Source organism: Streptomyces sp. NPDC102258, from assembly GCF_055584685.1.
In genome coordinates, this window is the sequence record NZ_JBVJLO010000012.1 from 148,379 (window position 1) to 165,361 (window position 16,983).

Annotated in this window: 17 protein-coding genes and 1 riboswitch; of the genes, 6 read left to right on the forward strand and 11 right to left on the reverse strand. The window is 72.3% G+C overall.

Annotated features, from left to right (window positions below):
- Nucleotides 1–30: 30 nt before the first annotated feature.
- The 6 genes from ACZ6ZT_RS21520 to thrC form a co-directional block, all read right to left on the reverse strand.
- Entirely contained in the window at nucleotides 31–771 is a 741-nt protein-coding gene (locus ACZ6ZT_RS21520) for a LamG domain-containing protein (RefSeq protein ID WP_469721254.1), read from the reverse strand.
- Between the two features lie 43 nt (nucleotides 772–814).
- Nucleotides 815–1,438: a phosphoribosylanthranilate isomerase gene (locus ACZ6ZT_RS21525; protein WP_469721256.1), complete on the reverse strand. Its 624-nt coding sequence runs from the start codon at nucleotides 1,436–1,438 to the stop codon at nucleotides 815–817.
- A gap of 142 nt (nucleotides 1,439–1,580) precedes the next feature.
- Nucleotides 1,581–3,203, reverse strand: coding sequence for a chaperonin GroEL (gene groL / locus ACZ6ZT_RS21530; RefSeq protein WP_469721258.1), 1,623 nt, complete (start codon nucleotides 3,201–3,203; stop codon nucleotides 1,581–1,583).
- Between the two features lie 357 nt (nucleotides 3,204–3,560).
- Nucleotides 3,561–3,770: a cold-shock protein gene (locus tag ACZ6ZT_RS21535; RefSeq protein WP_030232479.1), complete on the reverse strand. Its 210-nt coding sequence runs from the start codon at nucleotides 3,768–3,770 to the stop codon at nucleotides 3,561–3,563.
- Between the two features lie 401 nt (nucleotides 3,771–4,171).
- Nucleotides 4,172–4,447 carry a MoaD/ThiS family protein gene (locus ACZ6ZT_RS21540; RefSeq protein WP_469721260.1) on the reverse strand — a complete coding sequence of 92 codons (276 nt, stop codon included), beginning with the start codon at nucleotides 4,445–4,447 and terminating at the stop codon, nucleotides 4,172–4,174.
- Nucleotides 4,448–4,481: 34 nt separating this feature from the next.
- The gene (gene thrC / locus ACZ6ZT_RS21545) at nucleotides 4,482–5,798 is read right to left on the reverse strand and encodes a threonine synthase (RefSeq protein ID WP_469721261.1); all 1,317 of its coding nucleotides are present in this window, start codon (nucleotides 5,796–5,798) and stop codon (nucleotides 4,482–4,484) included.
- A 17-nt stretch (nucleotides 5,799–5,815) separates the two neighbouring features.
- Nucleotides 5,816–5,973: riboswitch (SAM riboswitch) on the reverse strand.
- 202 nt (nucleotides 5,974–6,175) lie between these two features.
- Here thrC and ACZ6ZT_RS21550 point away from each other — a divergent pair.
- Nucleotides 6,176–7,126, forward strand: a complete 951-nt coding sequence (locus tag ACZ6ZT_RS21550) for a glucosyl-3-phosphoglycerate synthase (protein ID WP_469721263.1) — start codon at nucleotides 6,176–6,178, stop codon at nucleotides 7,124–7,126.
- Nucleotides 7,127–7,188: 62 nt separating this feature from the next.
- Entirely contained in the window at nucleotides 7,189–8,655 is a 1,467-nt protein-coding gene (locus ACZ6ZT_RS21555; RefSeq protein ID WP_469721264.1) for an alpha,alpha-trehalose-phosphate synthase (UDP-forming), read from the forward strand.
- Here the strand turns inward: ACZ6ZT_RS21555 and ACZ6ZT_RS21560 are convergent.
- A complete protein-coding gene (locus ACZ6ZT_RS21560) occupies nucleotides 8,628–9,350 on the reverse strand; it encodes a hypothetical protein (RefSeq protein ID WP_469721266.1) in 723 nt (240 codons plus the stop codon). The two genes, ACZ6ZT_RS21555 and ACZ6ZT_RS21560, sit on opposite strands and share 28 nt — an antisense overlap.
- Before the next feature lie 92 nt (nucleotides 9,351–9,442).
- Between ACZ6ZT_RS21560 and ACZ6ZT_RS21565 the strand changes: the two genes are divergently transcribed.
- Nucleotides 9,443–10,066: a TetR/AcrR family transcriptional regulator gene (locus tag ACZ6ZT_RS21565; RefSeq protein WP_469721267.1), complete on the forward strand. Its 624-nt coding sequence runs from the start codon at nucleotides 9,443–9,445 to the stop codon at nucleotides 10,064–10,066.
- Nucleotides 10,067–10,073: 7 nt separating this feature from the next.
- On the opposite strand, the gene otsB is transcribed toward ACZ6ZT_RS21565, so the two are convergent.
- From otsB to ACZ6ZT_RS21580, 3 genes are all read right to left on the reverse strand, one after another.
- Entirely contained in the window at nucleotides 10,074–10,949 is an 876-nt protein-coding gene (otsB, locus tag ACZ6ZT_RS21570; protein ID WP_469721269.1) for a trehalose-phosphatase, read from the reverse strand.
- Between the two features lie 64 nt (nucleotides 10,950–11,013).
- Nucleotides 11,014–11,250 carry a DUF3263 domain-containing protein gene (locus ACZ6ZT_RS21575; protein WP_469721271.1) on the reverse strand — a complete coding sequence of 79 codons (237 nt, stop codon included), beginning with the start codon at nucleotides 11,248–11,250 and terminating at the stop codon, nucleotides 11,014–11,016.
- A gap of 75 nt (nucleotides 11,251–11,325) precedes the next feature.
- Entirely contained in the window at nucleotides 11,326–12,630 is a 1,305-nt protein-coding gene (locus tag ACZ6ZT_RS21580) for an ABC transporter substrate-binding protein (protein WP_469721273.1), read from the reverse strand.
- A gap of 210 nt (nucleotides 12,631–12,840) precedes the next feature.
- On the opposite strand from ACZ6ZT_RS21580, the gene ACZ6ZT_RS21585 reads away from it, so the two are divergent.
- The 3 genes from ACZ6ZT_RS21585 to ACZ6ZT_RS21595 all read left to right on the forward strand — a co-directional run bounded on the left by ACZ6ZT_RS21585 (nucleotide 12,841) and on the right by ACZ6ZT_RS21595 (nucleotide 15,943).
- Nucleotides 12,841–13,773 carry an ROK family protein gene (locus ACZ6ZT_RS21585; RefSeq protein ID WP_469721418.1) on the forward strand — a complete coding sequence of 311 codons (933 nt, stop codon included), beginning with the start codon at nucleotides 12,841–12,843 and terminating at the stop codon, nucleotides 13,771–13,773.
- Nucleotides 13,773–14,924 (forward strand): N-acetylglucosamine-6-phosphate deacetylase, encoded by a 1,152-nt coding sequence (gene nagA, locus ACZ6ZT_RS21590; RefSeq protein ID WP_469721274.1) that lies wholly within the window; start codon nucleotides 13,773–13,775, stop codon nucleotides 14,922–14,924. Before ACZ6ZT_RS21585 ends, nagA begins: the two co-directional genes overlap by 1 nt.
- Before the next feature lie 101 nt (nucleotides 14,925–15,025).
- A complete protein-coding gene (locus ACZ6ZT_RS21595) occupies nucleotides 15,026–15,943 on the forward strand; it encodes a 1-phosphofructokinase family hexose kinase (RefSeq protein WP_469721276.1) in 918 nt (305 codons plus the stop codon).
- Nucleotides 15,944–15,967: 24 nt separating this feature from the next.
- On the opposite strand, the gene ACZ6ZT_RS21600 is transcribed toward ACZ6ZT_RS21595, so the two are convergent.
- Nucleotides 15,968–16,981, reverse strand: a complete 1,014-nt coding sequence (locus tag ACZ6ZT_RS21600) for a CBM35 domain-containing protein (RefSeq protein ID WP_469721278.1) — start codon at nucleotides 16,979–16,981, stop codon at nucleotides 15,968–15,970.
- Nucleotides 16,982–16,983 lie beyond the last annotated feature (2 nt).

Here is a 16,983-nt window from a genome sequence, read left to right on the forward strand (position 1 = left end):
GCGGCTTCCGCCGACCACGTGCCGGCCGGCTCAGGCCCGCAGCACCCGCAGCATGGACACCTCGTAGGACATGCGCGTCAGCTCGGGCCCGGGCGCCGGGTGGTAGCGGCCGGCCGAGACCGAGAGGTTGACGATGAGGTACGCGTGCCAGCCGCGCCCCACACCCCTGCGGTCGGAGAAGACGCGCAGGCCGTTGACCCACCAGACGACGGAGCTCCGGCCGAACTCCACCTTCAGGTCGACCCAGGCACCGGGCCGCACGGACGGGTCCCGGTGGTAGCGGTGCGCCTCCCGGACGTGGTTGGACAGCTCCAGCAGGTCGGGGTTGTCGGGGTGGTACTCGAAGACGTCGATCTCCTGGCCGCCGTCGCGCCAGGTCCAGATCGCGGGCCAGGCCCCCGTCTCCACGGGCAGCCGGACGCGGGCCTCCAGCACGTCGCCGGTGCGGACGGTGAACCCCTCGTCGCTGCCCTCGGTGGTGAGCAGCCCGGTGTCCCAGTTCCCGTCGGGGCGCAGGGTGGCCAGGAAGGTCCCGCCGCGGCTGTAGGCGGGGTCGGCGACGAGGTGGTCGAGCTTGTTGTCGCCCGGGTTGACCGGGCCGCCGTCGGGATAGGCCCAGGAGCGGCCGGCCACCCACTGGGTGGTCGAGGCGAAGTCGGCGGTGAAGACGGGGTTACGGGGCGGGGCGAGGCCGGGCAGGCCCCCGCCGCCGCCTCGGGGGGCGAGGCGGCGGGTCAGGCGCCGCAGCCAGCCGAACGTTTCCGGTTCCATGGGGCCGTTCTGCCCGTTCGGCCCAACGCGCACACCGATTTTCTCACGCTGGGTAATCATACGATCGCGCTGCGGTGAGGAAGGCGCGGATCAGCTCGGGGGACTTCACCCCGCGCTCCGCCTCGACCCCGCTGGAGACGTCCACCCCCCAGGCGCGGGTCGCGGCGAGGGCCTCCCGCACGGTCCCCGGAGTGAGCCCGCCGGCCAGCAGCCAGCGCCCCTCGGGGGCGGTGAACTGCGCCGATCCCCAGTTCCAGGGCCTGCCGGAGCCCGGGTCCGGGGCGTCGAGCAGCAGCAGGTCCTCGCCGTACTCGCCGCAGCGCCGGACGTGCTCGGCGGTGGCCCGCAGCAGGGTCCGGCCGGGGGCGCGCAGGGCCTCGTAATGTTCCGGGCCCTCCTCCCCGTGCAGCTGTACGCCGCGTACGCCGCTCTCCTCGGTGAGCCGGCGCACCTCCTCCACGTCCTGCCCCCGGAACACCCCGACGGTCAGCACCCCTTCGGGCACGCGCGCCACCAGCTCCCGCGCGGCGGCGGCGGTGAGGGTGCGCGGGCTGCCGGCCGCGAACACGAACCCGACGGCGTCGGCTCCGGCCGCCACGGCCGCGTCGAGGTCCCGCGCGGTCTTCAGCCCACAGATCTTGACGTACGGCCCACTGCTTGCGCTCATGCCCCGAGTCAACCAAACGCGACCGTGCCGTGGCGATACGTCCCACCAGGCGGGCATGCGGTCCGCACCGTGGAACGCCCGAGGGCGGCACCCCGGTGGGGTGCCGCCCTCGTTCGAGAACAGCCGATCAGCCAGGGGCCGATCAGAAGTCCATGTCACCGCCCGGCATGCCGCCCGGGGCGCCCGCGGCGGCCTTCTCCGGCTTGTCGGCGATGACGGCCTCGGTGGTCAGGAACAGCGCGGCGATGGACGCGGCGTTCTGCAGCGCGGAACGCGTGACCTTCGCCGGGTCGATGATGCCCTCGGCGATCATGTCGACGTACTCGCCGGTCGCGGCGTTCAGGCCGTGACCGATCGGCAGGTTGCGCACCTTCTCGACGACGACGCCGCCTTCGAGACCACCGTTGACGGCGATCTGCTTGAGCGGGGCCTCCAGCGCGAGCTTCACGGCGTTGGCGCCGGTCGCCTCGTCACCGGTGAGCTCCAGCTTCTCGAAGACCGAGGAGGCCTGGAGCAGGGCCACGCCACCACCGGCGACGATGCCCTCTTCGACGGCCGCCTTGGCGTTGCGCACGGCGTCCTCGATGCGGTGCTTGCGCTCCTTGAGCTCCACCTCGGTCGCGGCACCGGCCTTGATGACGGCCACGCCGCCGGCCAGCTTCGCGAGGCGCTCCTGGAGCTTCTCGCGGTCGTAGTCCGAGTCGGAGTTCTCGATCTCGGCGCGGATCTGGTTGACGCGGCCCTGGACCTGGTCGCTGTCACCGGAGCCGTCGACGATGGTCGTCTCGTCCTTGGTGATGACGACCTTGCGGGCGCGGCCGAGCAGGTCGAGACCGGCGTTCTCCAGCTTGAGGCCGACCTCCTCGGAGATGACGGTGCCGCCCGTGAGGATGGCGATGTCGCCGAGCATGGCCTTGCGGCGGTCGCCGAAGCCCGGGGCCTTGACGGCGACGGACTTGAAGGTGCCGCGGATCTTGTTGACGACCAGGGTCGACAGGGCCTCGCCCTCGACGTCCTCGGCGATGATCAGCAGCGGCTTGCCGGACTGCATGACCTTCTCCAGGAGCGGCAGCAGGTCCTTGACCGAGCCGATCTTGGAGTTGACGATCAGGATGTACGGGTCGTCCAGGGACGCCTCCATACGCTCCATGTCGGTGGCGAAGTACGCCGAGATGTAGCCCTTGTCGAAGCGCATGCCCTCGGTGAGTTCCAGCTCCAGACCGAAGGTCTGGGACTCCTCGACGGTGATGACGCCTTCCTTGCCGACCTTGTCCATGGCCTCGGCGATGAGCTCGCCGATCTGGGTGTCGGCGGCGGAGATGGAGGCCGTGGAGGCGATCTGCTCCTTGGTCTCGACATCCTTGGCCTGCGACAGCAGGGCGGCGGAGACGGCCTCGACGGCCTTCTCGATACCGCGCTTGAGGGCCATCGGGTTGGCACCGGCGGCCACGTTGCGCAGACCCTCGCGGACGAGCGCCTGGGCGAGCACGGTGGCGGTGGTCGTACCGTCGCCGGCGACGTCGTCCGTCTTCTTGGCGACTTCCTTGACCAGCTCGGCGCCGATCTTCTCGTACGGGTCTTCGAGCTCGATCTCCTTGGCGATGGAGACGCCGTCGTTGGTGATCGTGGGCGCGCCCCACTTCTTCTCAAGGACGACGTTGCGACCCTTGGGGCCAAGGGTGACCTTGACGGCGTCGGCGAGCTGGTTCATGCCACGCTCGAGACCGCGCCGGGCCTCCTCGTTGAACGCAATGATCTTGGCCATCTGAAGTGGTCCTCCAGGACTGGGGTTCCCCCCGCGCAGCCAGGCGTAAGGGGAGGGTGGATTGCTCCGGACCGCGCCCGCGCCCGCGACGGACGGCCTGCGGAGCCGGCGGTTCCTTCCCGCCGGACCCGTCGGGCCTCACCGACCCGGTCCTCGTCTGAGTAGCACTCTCGACCGGAGAGTGCTAACGCCAATGATTAGCACTCGACCCCCGCGAGTGCAAGCGGCTTCGGGCGATTTTGGACGGCTTCCGGCCGTGCGCCGCGGCGGCGCCACGCACGAGGGGCCCGCATCCCGTGCCGGGATGCGGGCCCCTCGTGGTGTCTGTGCTGGTCGGTGGTCGGTCGCGCTGGGGGCTCAGCCGGCAGCAGCGAGCTTGACCATGTCCGCCTGCGGACCCTTCTGGCCCTGCGAGATCTCGAACTCGACCCGCTGACCCTCTTCAAGGGTGCGGTACCCGTCCATCTGGATGGCGCTGTAGTGGACGAACACATCCGCACCACCGTCGACCGCGATGAAGCCGTAGCCCTTCTCCGCGTTGAACCACTTGACGGTGCCCTGAGCCATGCCTAACTCCCCTATTACTGGCCCTTGCGCGGGTCCGCACTTCGCGGACCCGGGTCAGAACTCGCGCCGGAACGCCTCGACCGCGGCTGAATGTATCCGCACCGGTGCTGTCCGCAACAGGTCATTCCGATGAGAATTCTGGACACGCGGAAACATTGAAATAGAGTGAAAATTTGGCATAGGGCAGGGCAACTCGGACCAGGCAATCTTCACCAAAGCCCCAAACCGCACGCGCATGTTGACTCAATGTCAACCCTCACGGGGCCCGTTCATATGCGGCGGGCAAGAACACCGGAGGGGACTTCCCCAACTCTACCGCGCCCAATCAAGCAGAATTGCCCCCTCCGCTTATTAGCGGAGGGGGCAATTCACTTCACGTCCGCCGCCCGGAGGCGCCGGCGTCAGCCGCCCGCGACGGCCGGGATGATCGAAACGCCGGCGCCGTCCGGCGTCGCCGCCTGCAGGCCGCCCTCGAAGCGCACGTCGTCGTCGTTGACGTAGACGTTCACGAACCGGCGCAGCTTGCCCTGGTCGTCCAGGACCCGCGCGGCGATGCCGGGATGGCTCTGCTCCAGCGACGCGATGACCTCGGCCAGGGTCGCGCCCTCGGCCGGGACCTCGGCGACGCCGCCGGTGTAGGTGCGCAGGATGGTGGGGATGCGGACGTTGACGCTCATGGCGCTACCGCCTTTCCGGGAGACGTGGGAGGGGTCAGGCCAGACCGGCGGCGCGGAACGCGTCCAGGCTGGGGCGGATGGTGGCGCTCTGGCCGCTGTCGGCGGCCACCGCCTCCAGGGTCTTGAGCCCGTCGCCGGTGTTCAGGACCACGGTGGTCAGCGCCGGGTCGAGCTGCCCGTTCTCGATGAGCTTCTTCGTCACGCCGACGGTCACGCCGCCCGCGGTCTCGGCGAAGATGCCCTCCGTCTGCGCCAGGAGCTTGATGGCCTCGACGACCTGCGTGTCGTTGACGTCCTCCACGTAACCGCCGGTGCGCCGCGCGATGTCCAGGACGTACGGGCCGTCCGCCGGGTTGCCGATGGCCAGCGACTTGGCGATGGTGTTCGGCTTCTGCGGGCGGACCACGTCGTGGCCGGCCTTGAAGGCGGTGGACACCGGGGAGCAGCCCTCGGCCTGGGCACCGAAGATCTTGTACGGCTTGTCCTCGACCAGACCGAGCTTGATCAGCTCCTGGAGGCCCTTGTCGATCTTCGTCAGCTGGGAGCCGGACGCGATCGGGATCACCAGCTGGTCGGGCAGCCGCCAGCCGAGCTGCTCGCAGATCTCGTACGCCAGGGTCTTGGAGCCCTCGCCGTAGTAGGGGCGCAGGTTGACGTTGACGAAGCCCCAGCCCTCGCCCAGCGGGTCGCCGATGAGCTCGGAGCAGAAGCGGTTGACGTCGTCGTAGTTGCCCTCGATGCCGACCAGGTCGCCACCGTAGATGCCGGCCATGACGACCTTGCCCTGCTCCAGGTCGTGCGGGATGAACACGCAGGAGCGGAAGCCGGCGCGGGCGGCCGCGGCGCCGACGGCGCCGGCCAGGTTGCCGGTGGAGGAGCACGAGAGGGTGGTGAAGCCGAAGGCGCGGGCCGCCTCCACGGCGATGGCCACGACGCGGTCCTTGAAGGAGTGCGTCGGGTTGCCGGAGTCGTCCTTGACGTAGAGCTTGCCGGTGACGCCCAGTTCCTTGGCCAGGTTCCGCGCGTCCACGAGCTTGGTGAAACCGGGGTTCAGGCTGGGCTTGGCGGCCACGTCCGCCGGGACCGGCAGCAGCGGCGCGTAGCGCCAGATGTTCTCCGGACCGGCCTCGATGGCCGCGCGCAGGGCCTCCGGGTCGCCGAGCGGCAGCTCGTAGGCGACTTCGAGCGGACCGAAACACTCGGCGCAGGCGAAAATGGGGCCGAGCTCGAAGCGGGTTCCGCACTCGCGGCAGGAAAGGCCGGTGGCGGGTCCGAGATCGACGGGTCCCAGATCGGTGGACCGGTCGGTGGATCCGAGATCGGCGGAGGTGGCGACAGTCTGTGCAGCCATGACGGCGAGGCCCTTTCTCCTCATCTTCCCCATGGCGCGCTTCGCCATGAGACGGAATTGGCACCTTCCCTAGCCGGGGACCTCGCGGGAGTACGTTCGTAACGCATCGCGAGAACCGACTGGAGGGTTGCCGGGGCTTCAACGGGCCGTGTCCCTCTGCCCCTCTGGATGAGCGGTATGGCACCGGCACACGCGCTCTGTGGCGCGCCGGTGCGTTTGTCGGCGAGGACCCCGGCATGCGGTGGTCCTTCGCGTTGTTCAAGACTGTAACCGAAGGCCCGGGTGGTTGAGACAGCCGTCCGAACGGCGAGATGGATCACATTTCGGCCCAAAATCACCGACCACCGCCGAGTAACGAGAAGCAGGGAGTGCCGAGAGTGCTGGATGAGGTGGAGCGCTGGCTGGCAGACCGCTCCTGGTCTGCCGCCGACCGACCGCTCGACCAGCTGCTCGACCGGAAACGGGCGGCCGGGACGACGGTCAGCGTGGTGCTTCCCGCGCTCGACGAGGAGGCCACCGTCGGGGAGATCGTCTCGGTGATCCGGCGCGAGCTGATCGACGGCCTCGCGACCCCCCTGGTGGACGAGCTGGTCGTGGTCGACTCCGGGTCCACCGACCGTACGGCGCGGGTGGCGGCCGAGGCCGGCGCCCGGGTGGTGCACCGGGACGCGATCCTGCCGCGGATACCGGCGCTGCCCGGCAAGGGCGAGGTGCTGTGGCGCTCGCTGCTGGCCACGACCGGCGACGTCGTCTGTTTCGTCGACGCCGACCTGCGGGACTTCTCCGCGTCCTTCGTCTCCGGGATCGTCGGCCCGCTGCTGACCGATCCGCAGGTGCAGTTCGTCAAGGCCATGTACGACCGCCCGCTCGGCGACGCCCCCGGCCAGGGCGGCCGGGTCACCGAGCTGGTGGCCCGCCCGCTGCTGAACCTGAACTGGCCCCGGCTGGCCGGATTCGTACAGCCGCTGGGCGGCGAGTACGCCGTACGGCGCTCGCTGCTGGAGCGGCTGCCGTTCCCCGTCGGGTACGGCGTCGAGCTGGGCCTGCTGGTGGACGCGCTGCACACGGTCGGGCTCGACGCGCTGGCCCAGGTCGACGTCGGGGTCCGGCTGCACCGCCACCAGGACGGGCAGGCCCTGGGCCGGATGGCCGCCGCGATCTACCGCACCGCCCAGCTGCGGCTCTCGCGCGCGCACCTGGTGCGGCCCGAGCTGACGCAGTTCGAGCGGGGGCCGGACGGGTTCGTGCCGCGCACCTACCCGGTGGACACCGAGGAGCGGCCGCCGATGGCCGGCATCGCCGAGTACGCGGGCCGGCGGGTGGCCTGAGCCGCCGCCGGTGTGGCGTACGGCTCGGTTTGAGCCGGGGCGGCCCTGGCTAGGTTCGCGGCATGGCTTCTCAGGTACTCGTCGCCGCGAACCGCGGCCCGCTCTCGTACGCCCTCTCCGACGACGGCACCCTCAGCGCCCGGCGCGGCGGGGGCGGGCTCGTCTCCGGCCTCTCGGCGGCCCTCGCGAAGCAGCCGGAGGCCCTCTGGATCTGCGCCGCCCTCTCGGACGCCGACCGGGAGGCGGTGCGGCGGGGCACCTCCGAGCCGGGCGTCCGGATGCTGGACATCGATCCCGGAACCTACGACGGCGCCTACAACGGCATCGCCAACTCGGTGCTCTGGTTCACCCACCACCACCTCTACGACGTCCCGCGCGAGCCGGTCTTCGACGCGGCGTTCCGCCGGAACTGGGAGGCGTACGTCTCCTACAACCGGGCCTTCGCCGAGGCGCTGGCCGAGGAGGCCGCCGAGGGCGCCCGCGTCCTGGTGCAGGACTACCACCTGGCGCTGGTCCCGGGGCAGCTGCGCGAGCTGCGCCCCGACCTGCGGATCGCGCACTTCACGCACACGCCGTGGGCGTCGTGGGAGTTCCTGGAGATGCTCCCCGACGACATCCGCGGCCAGCTGGTGTGGGGGATGCTCGGCGCGGACCAGCTGGGCTTCCACGCCTGGCGCTGGGCCTCGAACTTCATCACGGGGGCCCGGCGGGACGACGCCACCGGCATCGCGGACCCGTTCCTGCCGAGCGACGCCCCCGAGCGCGGCGTGTGGCACCGCAGGGCGGTGCCCGGCGGGCAGGGGTACGGGGAGAAGCGGTTCACCGAGGTCCGCCAGTACGCGCTGGGCGTCGACGCGGACGACCTGCGGGCGCTGGCGCACCGGCCGGTCGTCGACGACAAGCTGGCGGCGCTGCGGGCGGAGGTCGCGGGCCGCAAGACGATCGTCCGGGTGGACCGCACCGAGCTGTCGAAGAACATCCTGCGCGGCCTGCTGGCCTACCGGGAGCTGCTCGTCACGCACCCCGAGTGGCGGGAGCGGGTGGTGCACCTGGCTTCCGCGTACCCGTCCCGGCAGGACCTGGCGGCGTACCGGACGTACACGGCGTCGGTGCGGGAGCTGGCGGCGGAGATCAACGCGGAGTTCGGGACGGCGGACTGGCAGCCGGTGCTGGTCTCGGTGGAGGACGACTTCGCGCGCTCCCTCGCCGCCTACCGGATGGCGGACGTGGCGCTGGTCAACCCGGTCCGGGACGGCATGAACCTGGTGGCGAAGGAGATCCCGGTCGTCTCGGAGGACGGCTGCGCGCTGGTGCTCTCCAGCGGGGCGGGTGCGTACGAGGAGCTGAAGGGCGACGCCGTCACGGTCAGTCCGTACGACGTCACCGCGACGGCCGAGGCCCTGCACGAGGCGCTGTCCATGCCCCGGGAGGAGCGGGCGGAGCGGACGAAGCGGCTGGCCGCGGCGGCTACGGCGCTGCCGCCGGCGGCCTGGTTCGAGGCTCAGCTGGCGGCGCTGGCCGAGGGCTGAGCGGGGGCGGCGGCGGGGCCGTCCGCGGGGCGGCCCGGCAGGCCGAGGGCGAGGGCGCCGAGGACGAAGCCGTAGCAGGAGACCAGGCCGTGGCCGTTGGCCTGGGCGAACCAGAGCACGAGGCCGAGCACCGGCACCCCGGCGGCGAGCAGCAGCTCCTTGGTGTGGCTGCCGGGGATCCCGGCGCGGCGGGCCCGCAGGGTGCGCAGCAGGAGGGCGGCGGCGAGGGTGGCGCCGAGGAAGTAGGTGGCGCCCGAGCTGCCGGCGAAGTTGCGGGGGTCGGTGCCGTGGTGGCCGCCGAGGCCGATCAGCGCGTCGACGTGCTCGGGCAGCAGGATGCCGGCGAGGAACAGGACGAGGGTGCGGGGCCCGCCCCAGTACCAGTCGGCGAGCGCGGCGACGGCGGCGAGGGTGGCGATGTTCCAGGCGCCGCCGAGGAGGCCGCCGTTCTGCATGAAGACGGCGGTGACGACCCGCCACCACCCCGTCTTGGCGGGGTCGTCGTCCAGGGCGTCCATGGCGCCGGACCAGAGCAGCTGCGCGGCGACCCCGGCGAGGGCGAGGGCGGTCAGCCCCACCGCCGCCCAGGGGACGCGGCGTCCGCGCAGCGTGTCCCGGCCGAGCAGGTCCAGGCCCCCGTTGAACATCATCACCATCAGTGCCGCCGTGGTCGCGTTGAACACCAGTGCACCCATCGCCGCCACCCCCCTTCGGTCGTCGTGGGACGACAGTAGCGCGCCCGCGGCCAGTTTTCAAACGGTGTTAGAAACTGGCGTAGGCTGCTGCCGTGAAGCTGACGAAGGAACGCATCATCGACGCGGGCATGGCGGAGTTCGCCGAATCCGGATACCACGGCCTGTCCATGCGGCGGGTGGCGCTACGGCTCGACGCGAAGGCGGGCAGCCTCTACTACCACGTGCCCAGCAAGGCCGTCCTGGTCCAGCTGATGGCGGACCGGGTGGCCCGGCAGGCCTACGACGCGGGCACCGCCGCCCTGGACGCGCTGGGCCCCGGCGCGGGCTGGCGGGAGCGGGTCGAGGCCCAGGCCCTCACCCTGCGCGCCGGCATCCGGCGGCACGCGGGGGGCGCGGTGATGTTCGCCGACAGCCCGAAGGTGCTCAGCACGGGAGCGCTGTCGGTGATGGAACGCCTGCTGGGGACCCTGCGCACGGCGGGCGTCCCGGACGGGCCGGCGGCGGTCGGCGCGGACGCGCTGCTCAGCCACGTCACCGGGTTCGTGCTGCAGGAGCAGAGCGAGTCCCCGGCGGCGGCCGTCGGCCCCGAGGAGGGCGCCGCGCTGGTGGCCCGCTTCCCCCTGACGGTGGCCGCCGCCTCGGCCTACGGGGAGGACGAGAATTTCCTGCTCGGCGTCCGCCTCCTCTGCGACGGCCTGGCCACGCGGATCCCCTAGCGGCGCCCTAGCCCTCCTGGTCTGCGTCCGCGTCCGGCAGGGCTGCGGCGAGGCGGGCGAGGAAGGCGGTGACGGCGGCCGGGCCCGGCAGGACCAGGTCGGCGCGGGCGGCGAGTTCCGGGACCTCCGCCGAACCGCTGCACACCAGCAGGCCGGGCAGGCCGTCGGCGCGGCGCTTCTCGACCGCCGCGAACGCCGCGAGGTCGCCGAGGTCGTCGCCCGCGTACAGCACGGCCTCGGCCTCGCGCTCCTCCAGGAATCCGGTCAGGGCGACGCCCTTGTCCATGCCCGGCGGACGCAGTTCCAGGACGGCCCGGCCCGGCTCGACCATCAGCCCGTGGCGGGCGGCCAGCTCCGCGAGGGGCTCGCGCAGGGCCTCGAACGCCGCCTCGGGATCCTCGGCCCGGCGGGTGTGGACGGCCAGCGCCCGGCCCTTCTCCTCGATCCAGGTCCCGCGCCAGGCCCCGATCGCGTCGAGGAAGCCCGGCAGCTCGGCCCGTACGGCGGCCACTCCGGGGTGTTCGGCGGGCGCGTGCACCACTCCCGAGACGGCGTCCCAGCGCTCGGCCCCGTAGTGGCCGAGGACGACGAGGTGCTCCAGTCCGGGCACCCCGGCGAAACCGCCGTGGCGGACGGCGACCCCGGCCGGCCGGCCGGTGACGACGGCGACCGCCGCGACCCGGGGGGCCAGCGCGGAGAGCGCCGGTACGGCGTCCTGGTGGGCGCGGGCCTGGTCGGGATCCGGGACGATCTCGGCGAGGGTGCCGTCGAAGTCCAGGGCGACGACGGCCCTGCGGGGTGCGCGGAGCAGGGCTTCGAGCCCCTCGCGTCCGGCTGCGGTGACGGGTACGGGCATCGGTCGGTCGTGCGGCTGACTCCCCATGTGGACGACCCTACCGGGACCGCCCGGGCGCGCCCAGTCCTCCCCCGGTCTTGCCCGAGAGCGGCTAGCGGCGGGCCCGCTGGGCGGCGCGGATGCGGCGGAGCCGGTTGACCGTGCCCGGGGCGTGCGCGAGCGCCCGGGGGTCGTCCATCAGGGCGTTGAGCAGCTGGTAGTACCGGACGGGGGTCAGGCCGAGGCCTTCCCGTATCGCCCGCTCCTTGGCGCCGGGCCCGGGCCAGGTCTTCCCCTCGTACGCGAGCACGGCGGCCTCCGTGGCCGTCAGCCGCCCCTCGTCCGTCATACGGCCAGATTAACGCCGCCCACCGACAGCCGCGGCGGCCGGCCGGGACCCCCCGCGCCGGCCGCCGGGCGGCCGTCAGTGCTCGCCGTCCGCCTTGCGCGCGCTCGTCGCGATGTTCTCCAGCACCTTCGCGGGCTGTCCGCCCGGCTGGACGGTCTTGCCGATGTTCTGCTTGATGTCCTCGCTGACCCCGGCCCAGGACTTCTTGCCCACGGGGTAGAGGCGGGCGGTCGGCAGGGCGGTCAGGAAGGTCTTCAGCTGGGCCGCCGAGGCGCCGCTGGAGGCCTCCATGGCCCGGTAGCCGCTGGTGGTGACCGGCAGCAGGTCGTACATGTTGGTGAAGGCGGTCACGTTCTTCGCGGAGTAGAGGTGGTCCAGGAACTTCCCGGCCTCCTTCTTGTGGCCGTTCTTGAACGCCATCACCCAGTCCGCGACGCCCATCGCGGAGTGGTCGGTGCCGTCGGCGGTCGGCATCGGGACCATGCCGAACTTCACACCCTTGCCGGCGGCCTGCTTGATCAGCGTGGGGTGGCCGTTGAGCATGCCGACCTCGCCGCGCGTGAAGGCGTCGAAGGCGGCCTGGCGGTTCAGCTTGCCGGGCTCGACCGGGCCGGTCAGGCCCTGGCCGACCATCTTGTCGCGGAGGAACTCGAAGGACTTCACGTTCTCCGCGGAGTCGATCATGTACGCCTCCTCGTTGTCGGTGTAGCCGCCCCCGCCCGCGAGCATCCACATCATCGACTCGGCCTGCGCCTCCTCGCGGCCCAGCGGCACCGCGAGCGGGGTGGGCACCCCGGCGCCCTTGAGCTTCTTGGCGGCCGCCTCCAGGTCCGCCCAGCTCTTGGGCTGCCACGGCGCCGAGCCGTCCTTGGGGATGACCCCGGCATCGCCCAGCAGCTTGGTGTTGTAGAAGAGCAGCCGGGTGCTGGCCACGAACGGCATGCCGTACTGGACCCGCTTGACCTTGCCCGCGTCGGCGAGCGGCGCGAGGAAGTCGGCCTCGGTGGTGACGGAGAGCAGCTCGTCGGCGGTGTAGAGCTTGCCCGCCTCGGCGTAGTCGGCGTAGGCGCCGATCTGGGCGATGTCGGGGGCCTTGCCGTCCTTGACCATCGCGGCGACCTTGGCGTCCACCTCGGACCACGAGTAGACGCTGACCTCGACGTGGACGTCCGGGTTGTCCTTCTCGAAGGAGGCGGCGAGGTCCTTCCAGTAGCTCGCGGAGGAGTTCTGCGGATTGTCGCCGTAGTCGGCCGCCACGACCCGGAGGGTCACCTCGTTGTTCCCGCCGAGACCCGGCAGGGCTCCGCAGCCCGTCAGCGTCACGGCGGTCAGGCACAGCGCGGCCCCGGTTGCGGCCAGGCTCAGGTAACGGCCCTTCACGGTTCTCGATCCACCCCTTGTTGTACGTACGATTCGACGTAAGGTCTACACCACTTTGGCGGCTCCTCCACATCCGGAACGCGCGCCTTGCCGGGACTGTGTCCGGACCGTGTCCCGGCCCGTGCCCGAATTTGTATGGCAGCTCAACAATCCCCTCCAATGGACTAGACCTTTCCCTCCCGAGCACGCGAGACTGTCTCTGTGAAACCCGTGAAACACGTCATCGCCCTCGATGTGGGCGGCACCGGGATGAAGGCCGCCCTCATCGCCGACGACGGCACCCTGCTGCACGAGGCGCGCCGCGCCACGGGCCGCGAGCGGGGCCCCGAAGCCGTCGTCGAGACGATCCTGGACTTCGCCGCCGAGCTGCTGCGCCTGGGCCCCGAGCGCTTCGGCGCCGCCGCCTCGGCCGCCGGAGTGGCCGTCCCGGGCATCGTCGACGCCGAGCGGGGCACCGCCGTCTACGCCGCGAACCTCGGCTGGCGCGACGTACCGCTGCGCGACCTGCTCGGCGCCCGCCTCGGCGGCATCCCCGTCGCCCTCGGCCACGACGTGCGCACGGGCGGGCTCGCCGAGGGCCGCATCGGCGCCGGGCGGGGCGCCGACCGCTTCCTGTTCGTCCCGCTGGGCACCGGCATCGCCGGCGCCATCGGCATCGCCGGAGCCATCGAGGCCGGCGCGCACGGCTACGCGGGAGAGATCGGACACATCGTGGTCCGCCCCGGCGGCCCCGCCTGCGGCTGCGGCCAGTACGGCTGCCTGGAGACCCTCGCCTCCGCCTCCGCCGTCTCCCGCGCCTGGGCCGCCGCCTCCGGCGACCCCGCCGCCGACGCGGCCGACTGCGCCAAAGCCGTCGAGTCCGGCGACGCACGGGCCCGCGAGGTGTGGCTCACCGCCATCGGCGCGCTCGCCGACGGGCTGGTCACCGCGATCACCCTGCTGGACCCGCGCACCCTGATCATCGGTGGCGGGCTGGCCGAGGCGGGGGAAACCTTGTTCACACCACTACGGACGGCCGTCGAGGAGCGCGTGACGTTCCAGCGGCTGCCCGAGATCGTTCCGGCCGCCCTCGGGGACACCGCCGGATGCCTGGGCGCGGGGCTGCTCGCCTGGGACCTACTCGCCACGGAGGTACCAGCCTGATGTCCGCAAGCGCACACAGCACCGTCCTCTCCGGTGCCAGGGTGGTGCTGCCCACCGGAACCGTCGCGGGCGGCCGGGTGATCGTCGAAGGCGACCGCATCGCCGGCAGCGCCCACGAGGGCGCCGAGGTCCTCGACCTCACCGGGCACTGGCTCGTTCCCGGCTTCGTGGACATGCACAACCACGGCGGCGGCGGCGCCTCCTTCACCTCCGGCACCGCCGAAGAGGTCCTCCAGGGCGTACGGACCCACCGCGAGCACGGCACCACCACCCTGATCGCCTCCACCGTCACCGGCGAGCTGGACGAACTCGCCCGGCGCGCCGCCCTGCTCGCGGAACTCACCCAGCAGGGCGACATCGCCGGCATCCACTTCGAGGGCCCCTTCATCAACCCCTGCCGCAAGGGCGCCCACAAGGCGGACCTGCTGCGCGACCCCGACCCGGCCGAGGTCCGCAAGCTGGTCGACGCCGCGCACGGCGCCGCCCGCATGGTCACCCTCGCCACCGAACTGCCCGGCGGGCTGGACTCCGTACGGCTGCTGGCCGAACACGGGGTCATCGCCGCGATCGGCCACACGGACTCCACGTACGACCAGGCCCGCCAGGCCATCGACGCGGGCGCCACCGTCGCCACCCACCTGTACAACGCGATGCCCGGCCTGGAACACCGCGCGCCCGGCCCGATCGCCGCGCTGCTGGAGGACGAGCGGGTCACCGTCGAGCTGATCAACGACGGCGTCCACCTGCACCCCGCCATGCTGGAACTGGCCTTCCACCACGCGGGCGCCCACCGCGTCGCGCTGATCACCGACGCCATGGACGCGGCCGGCTTCGGCGACGGCACCTACCACCTCGGCCCGCTGGAGGTGGAGGTCAAGGACGGCGTCGCCCGGCTCGTGGAGGGCGGCTCCATCGCCGGCTCCACCCTGACCCTGGACACCGCCTTCAAGCGGTCGGTGACGGTGGACCGGCTCCCGGTGGAATCCGTCGTGCAGGCCGTCTCGGCCAACCCGGCCAAGCTGATCGGCCTCTACGACCAGGTCGGCTCGCTGGAGCCCGGCAAGTACGCCGACCTGGTCGTCCTCGACGCCGCGTTCGACGTCAAGGGCGTCATGCGGCGCGGCGAATGGGTCGTCAACCCCCAGCCCTGAGAGGCCTTTCGGCTGGACGCGCCAAGGCGGCGGGCCCTCGGACTGGGCCCGCCGCCCACGATTTGGCATGATCCCGGCATTCACCGAGACCGGGGCTGGCCATGATCCTCACCGTGACGCTCAACACCGCACTCGACGTCACCCACCGGGTGCCGCGACTGCTCCCGCACACCTCCCACCGGGTCACCGGTGTCGCGGAACGCGCGGGCGGCAAGGGCCTGAACGTGGCCCGCGTCCTCGGCGCGCTCGGCCACCCGGTGACCGCCACCGGCTTCGCGGGCGGACCCTCGGGCGCCCTCGTACGCGCCCTCCTCACCACGGCACCGCACGTCACCGACGCCCTGCTGCCCTGCGCGGGCAGCACCCGGCGCACCCTGGCCGTCGTCGACGAAACCACAGGCGACACCACCCAGTTCAACGAACCCGGCCCCCAGATCACCGCCGCCGAGTGGGCCGCCTTCCAGGACCACTACGCCGAACTCCTCACCGGAGCCCACGCGGTGGCCCTCTGCGGCAGCCTGCCCCCGGGCGTCCCCGTCGGCGCCTACGCCGTCCTCGTCCGGGCCGCCCGCGCGGCCGGCGTCCCCGTACTCCTCGACACCGGCGGCGAGGCCCTGCGCCGCGGCGTCGCCGCCCGGCCGGAGATCATCAAGCCGAACGCCGCCGAACTGGCGGAACTCACCGGCTCCCGCGACCCGCTCCCCGCCACCCGCGACGCCCGCCGCCGCGGCGCCCGCGCGGTGGTCACCTCACTCGGCCCCGCCGGACTGCTGGCCGCCACCCCCGAGGGCACCTGGCAGGCCGTCCCGCCCCACCGCCTGCGCGGCAACCCCACCGGCGCCGGGGACTCCGCGGTGGCGGGCCTGCTGTCCGCCCTGACGGAAGGCCTCGACTGGCCCGCCCGCCTCACCCGCGCCGCCGCCCTCTCCGCCGCCACCGTCCACGCCCCGGTCGCGGGCGAATTCGACCCCCGCACCTACGCGGAGGTACGGGGGTCGGTGAAGGTCACGCCGCTCTAGACGGGGGCGGCTCGGCCGGGCGGGTCAGCTCCGTTCGAGCCAGAGCTGGTCGATGTTGACGTTGCACTTGTTGCCGCTCTCACACGACATCTTTATCGTGTTGGTCCCCTTGTTCAGGGTGACCTGGCCCCAGGTGGTCTGCCAGCCGTTCTCCCAGTCACCCTTCGGCGACTGGGCGAAGTTGCGCATGTTGAGCGGGGTGCTGTTGGCCTTCCCGTTCACCGCCAGGGTGGCGTTCGCGTCCTCACCCGGAATGCCGAAGCGCACGTAGAAGCGGTACGTACCGCCCTTGGGCAGGTCCAGCGTCCAGGTCAGCGCGGCGCCGGGCTGGTTGAAGTTGCCGACGTACTGGCCACCGCTGCTCTTGGCACCGGGGACCGCCGTCATCAGCGTCGCACCGCCCGTGAGGGCCATGCCCGCCCCGGCCGCCTCCCCCTTCGGCAGCGGGGACTCCGAGGGCTGCGGGGAACGGCTCGGCTCCGGGGAGGACTGCTGCGGCGGGGCCGACTGCTGGTTCGGCTGGTTCGCCTGGTCCTTGCCCGCCTTGTCGTCGCCCTTGTTGCCGAAGGCGAGCGCCGCGCCGATCCCGATCGCGACCGCCGCGACCACGGCCACCGCCGCGATCAGCAGCCCCTTGCGGCTGGAACCGCCACCGCCACCGCCACGACCGCGGCCGTCCGGGAGCGGGACCTGCTCGGTGTACTGCTGCTGCGCGGGCACACCGTAGCCGCCCGCCTGCAGCGCTTCCGGGGCCTGGTACTGGGCCTGGTAGGCGGCCTGCTGCTGCGGGACCTGCCCGCGCTGGCCGCCGTAGGTCCGCTCGCCGACCGTGCGCACCTGGTTGTACGAGGTCCGGGGGACACCTGGCTGCGCACCGGGCTGACCACCGCCCGTCGGGCCCGGGTAGCCGTATCCACCGCCCGACGTGGGCGGGGTGGCACCGGCGGCCTGGCCGTCCGCGTAGAGGTAGCCGAACGGATCGTCGTCCTCGGGCTTGTTCGCCCCACCGTGCGGGCCGTGGTTCGCGGGCGTCGTCATCG

Excerpts from the sequence above, each read along its gene's own strand:
- ACZ6ZT_RS21520 (WP_469721254.1), bottom strand. The coding sequence starts at position 771 with ATGGAACCGGAAACGTTCGGCTGGCTGCGGCGCCTGACCCGCCGCCTC.
- ACZ6ZT_RS21525 (WP_469721256.1), bottom strand. The coding sequence starts at position 1,438 with ATGAGCGCAAGCAGTGGGCCGTACGTCAAGATCTGTGGGCTGAAGACC.
- groL (WP_469721258.1), bottom strand. The coding sequence starts at position 3,203 with ATGGCCAAGATCATTGCGTTCAACGAGGAGGCCCGGCGCGGTCTCGAG.
- ACZ6ZT_RS21535 (WP_030232479.1), bottom strand. The coding sequence starts at position 3,770 with ATGGCTCAGGGCACCGTCAAGTGGTTCAACGCGGAGAAGGGCTACGGC.
- ACZ6ZT_RS21540 (WP_469721260.1), bottom strand. The coding sequence starts at position 4,447 with ATGAGCGTCAACGTCCGCATCCCCACCATCCTGCGCACCTACACCGGC.
- thrC (WP_469721261.1), bottom strand. The coding sequence starts at position 5,798 with ATGGCTGCACAGACTGTCGCCACCTCCGCCGATCTCGGATCCACCGAC.
- ACZ6ZT_RS21555 (WP_469721264.1), top strand. The coding sequence starts at position 7,189 with ATGGCTTCTCAGGTACTCGTCGCCGCGAACCGCGGCCCGCTCTCGTAC.
- ACZ6ZT_RS21560 (WP_469721266.1), bottom strand. The coding sequence starts at position 9,350 with ATGGGTGCACTGGTGTTCAACGCGACCACGGCGGCACTGATGGTGATG.
- otsB (WP_469721269.1), bottom strand. The coding sequence starts at position 10,949 with ATGGGGAGTCAGCCGCACGACCGACCGATGCCCGTACCCGTCACCGCA.
- ACZ6ZT_RS21575 (WP_469721271.1), bottom strand. The coding sequence starts at position 11,250 with ATGACGGACGAGGGGCGGCTGACGGCCACGGAGGCCGCCGTGCTCGCG.
- nagA (WP_469721274.1), top strand. The coding sequence starts at position 13,773 with ATGTCCGCAAGCGCACACAGCACCGTCCTCTCCGGTGCCAGGGTGGTG.
- ACZ6ZT_RS21595 (WP_469721276.1), top strand. The coding sequence starts at position 15,026 with ATGATCCTCACCGTGACGCTCAACACCGCACTCGACGTCACCCACCGG.
- ACZ6ZT_RS21600 (WP_469721278.1), bottom strand. The coding sequence starts at position 16,981 with ATGACGACGCCCGCGAACCACGGCCCGCACGGTGGGGCGAACAAGCCC.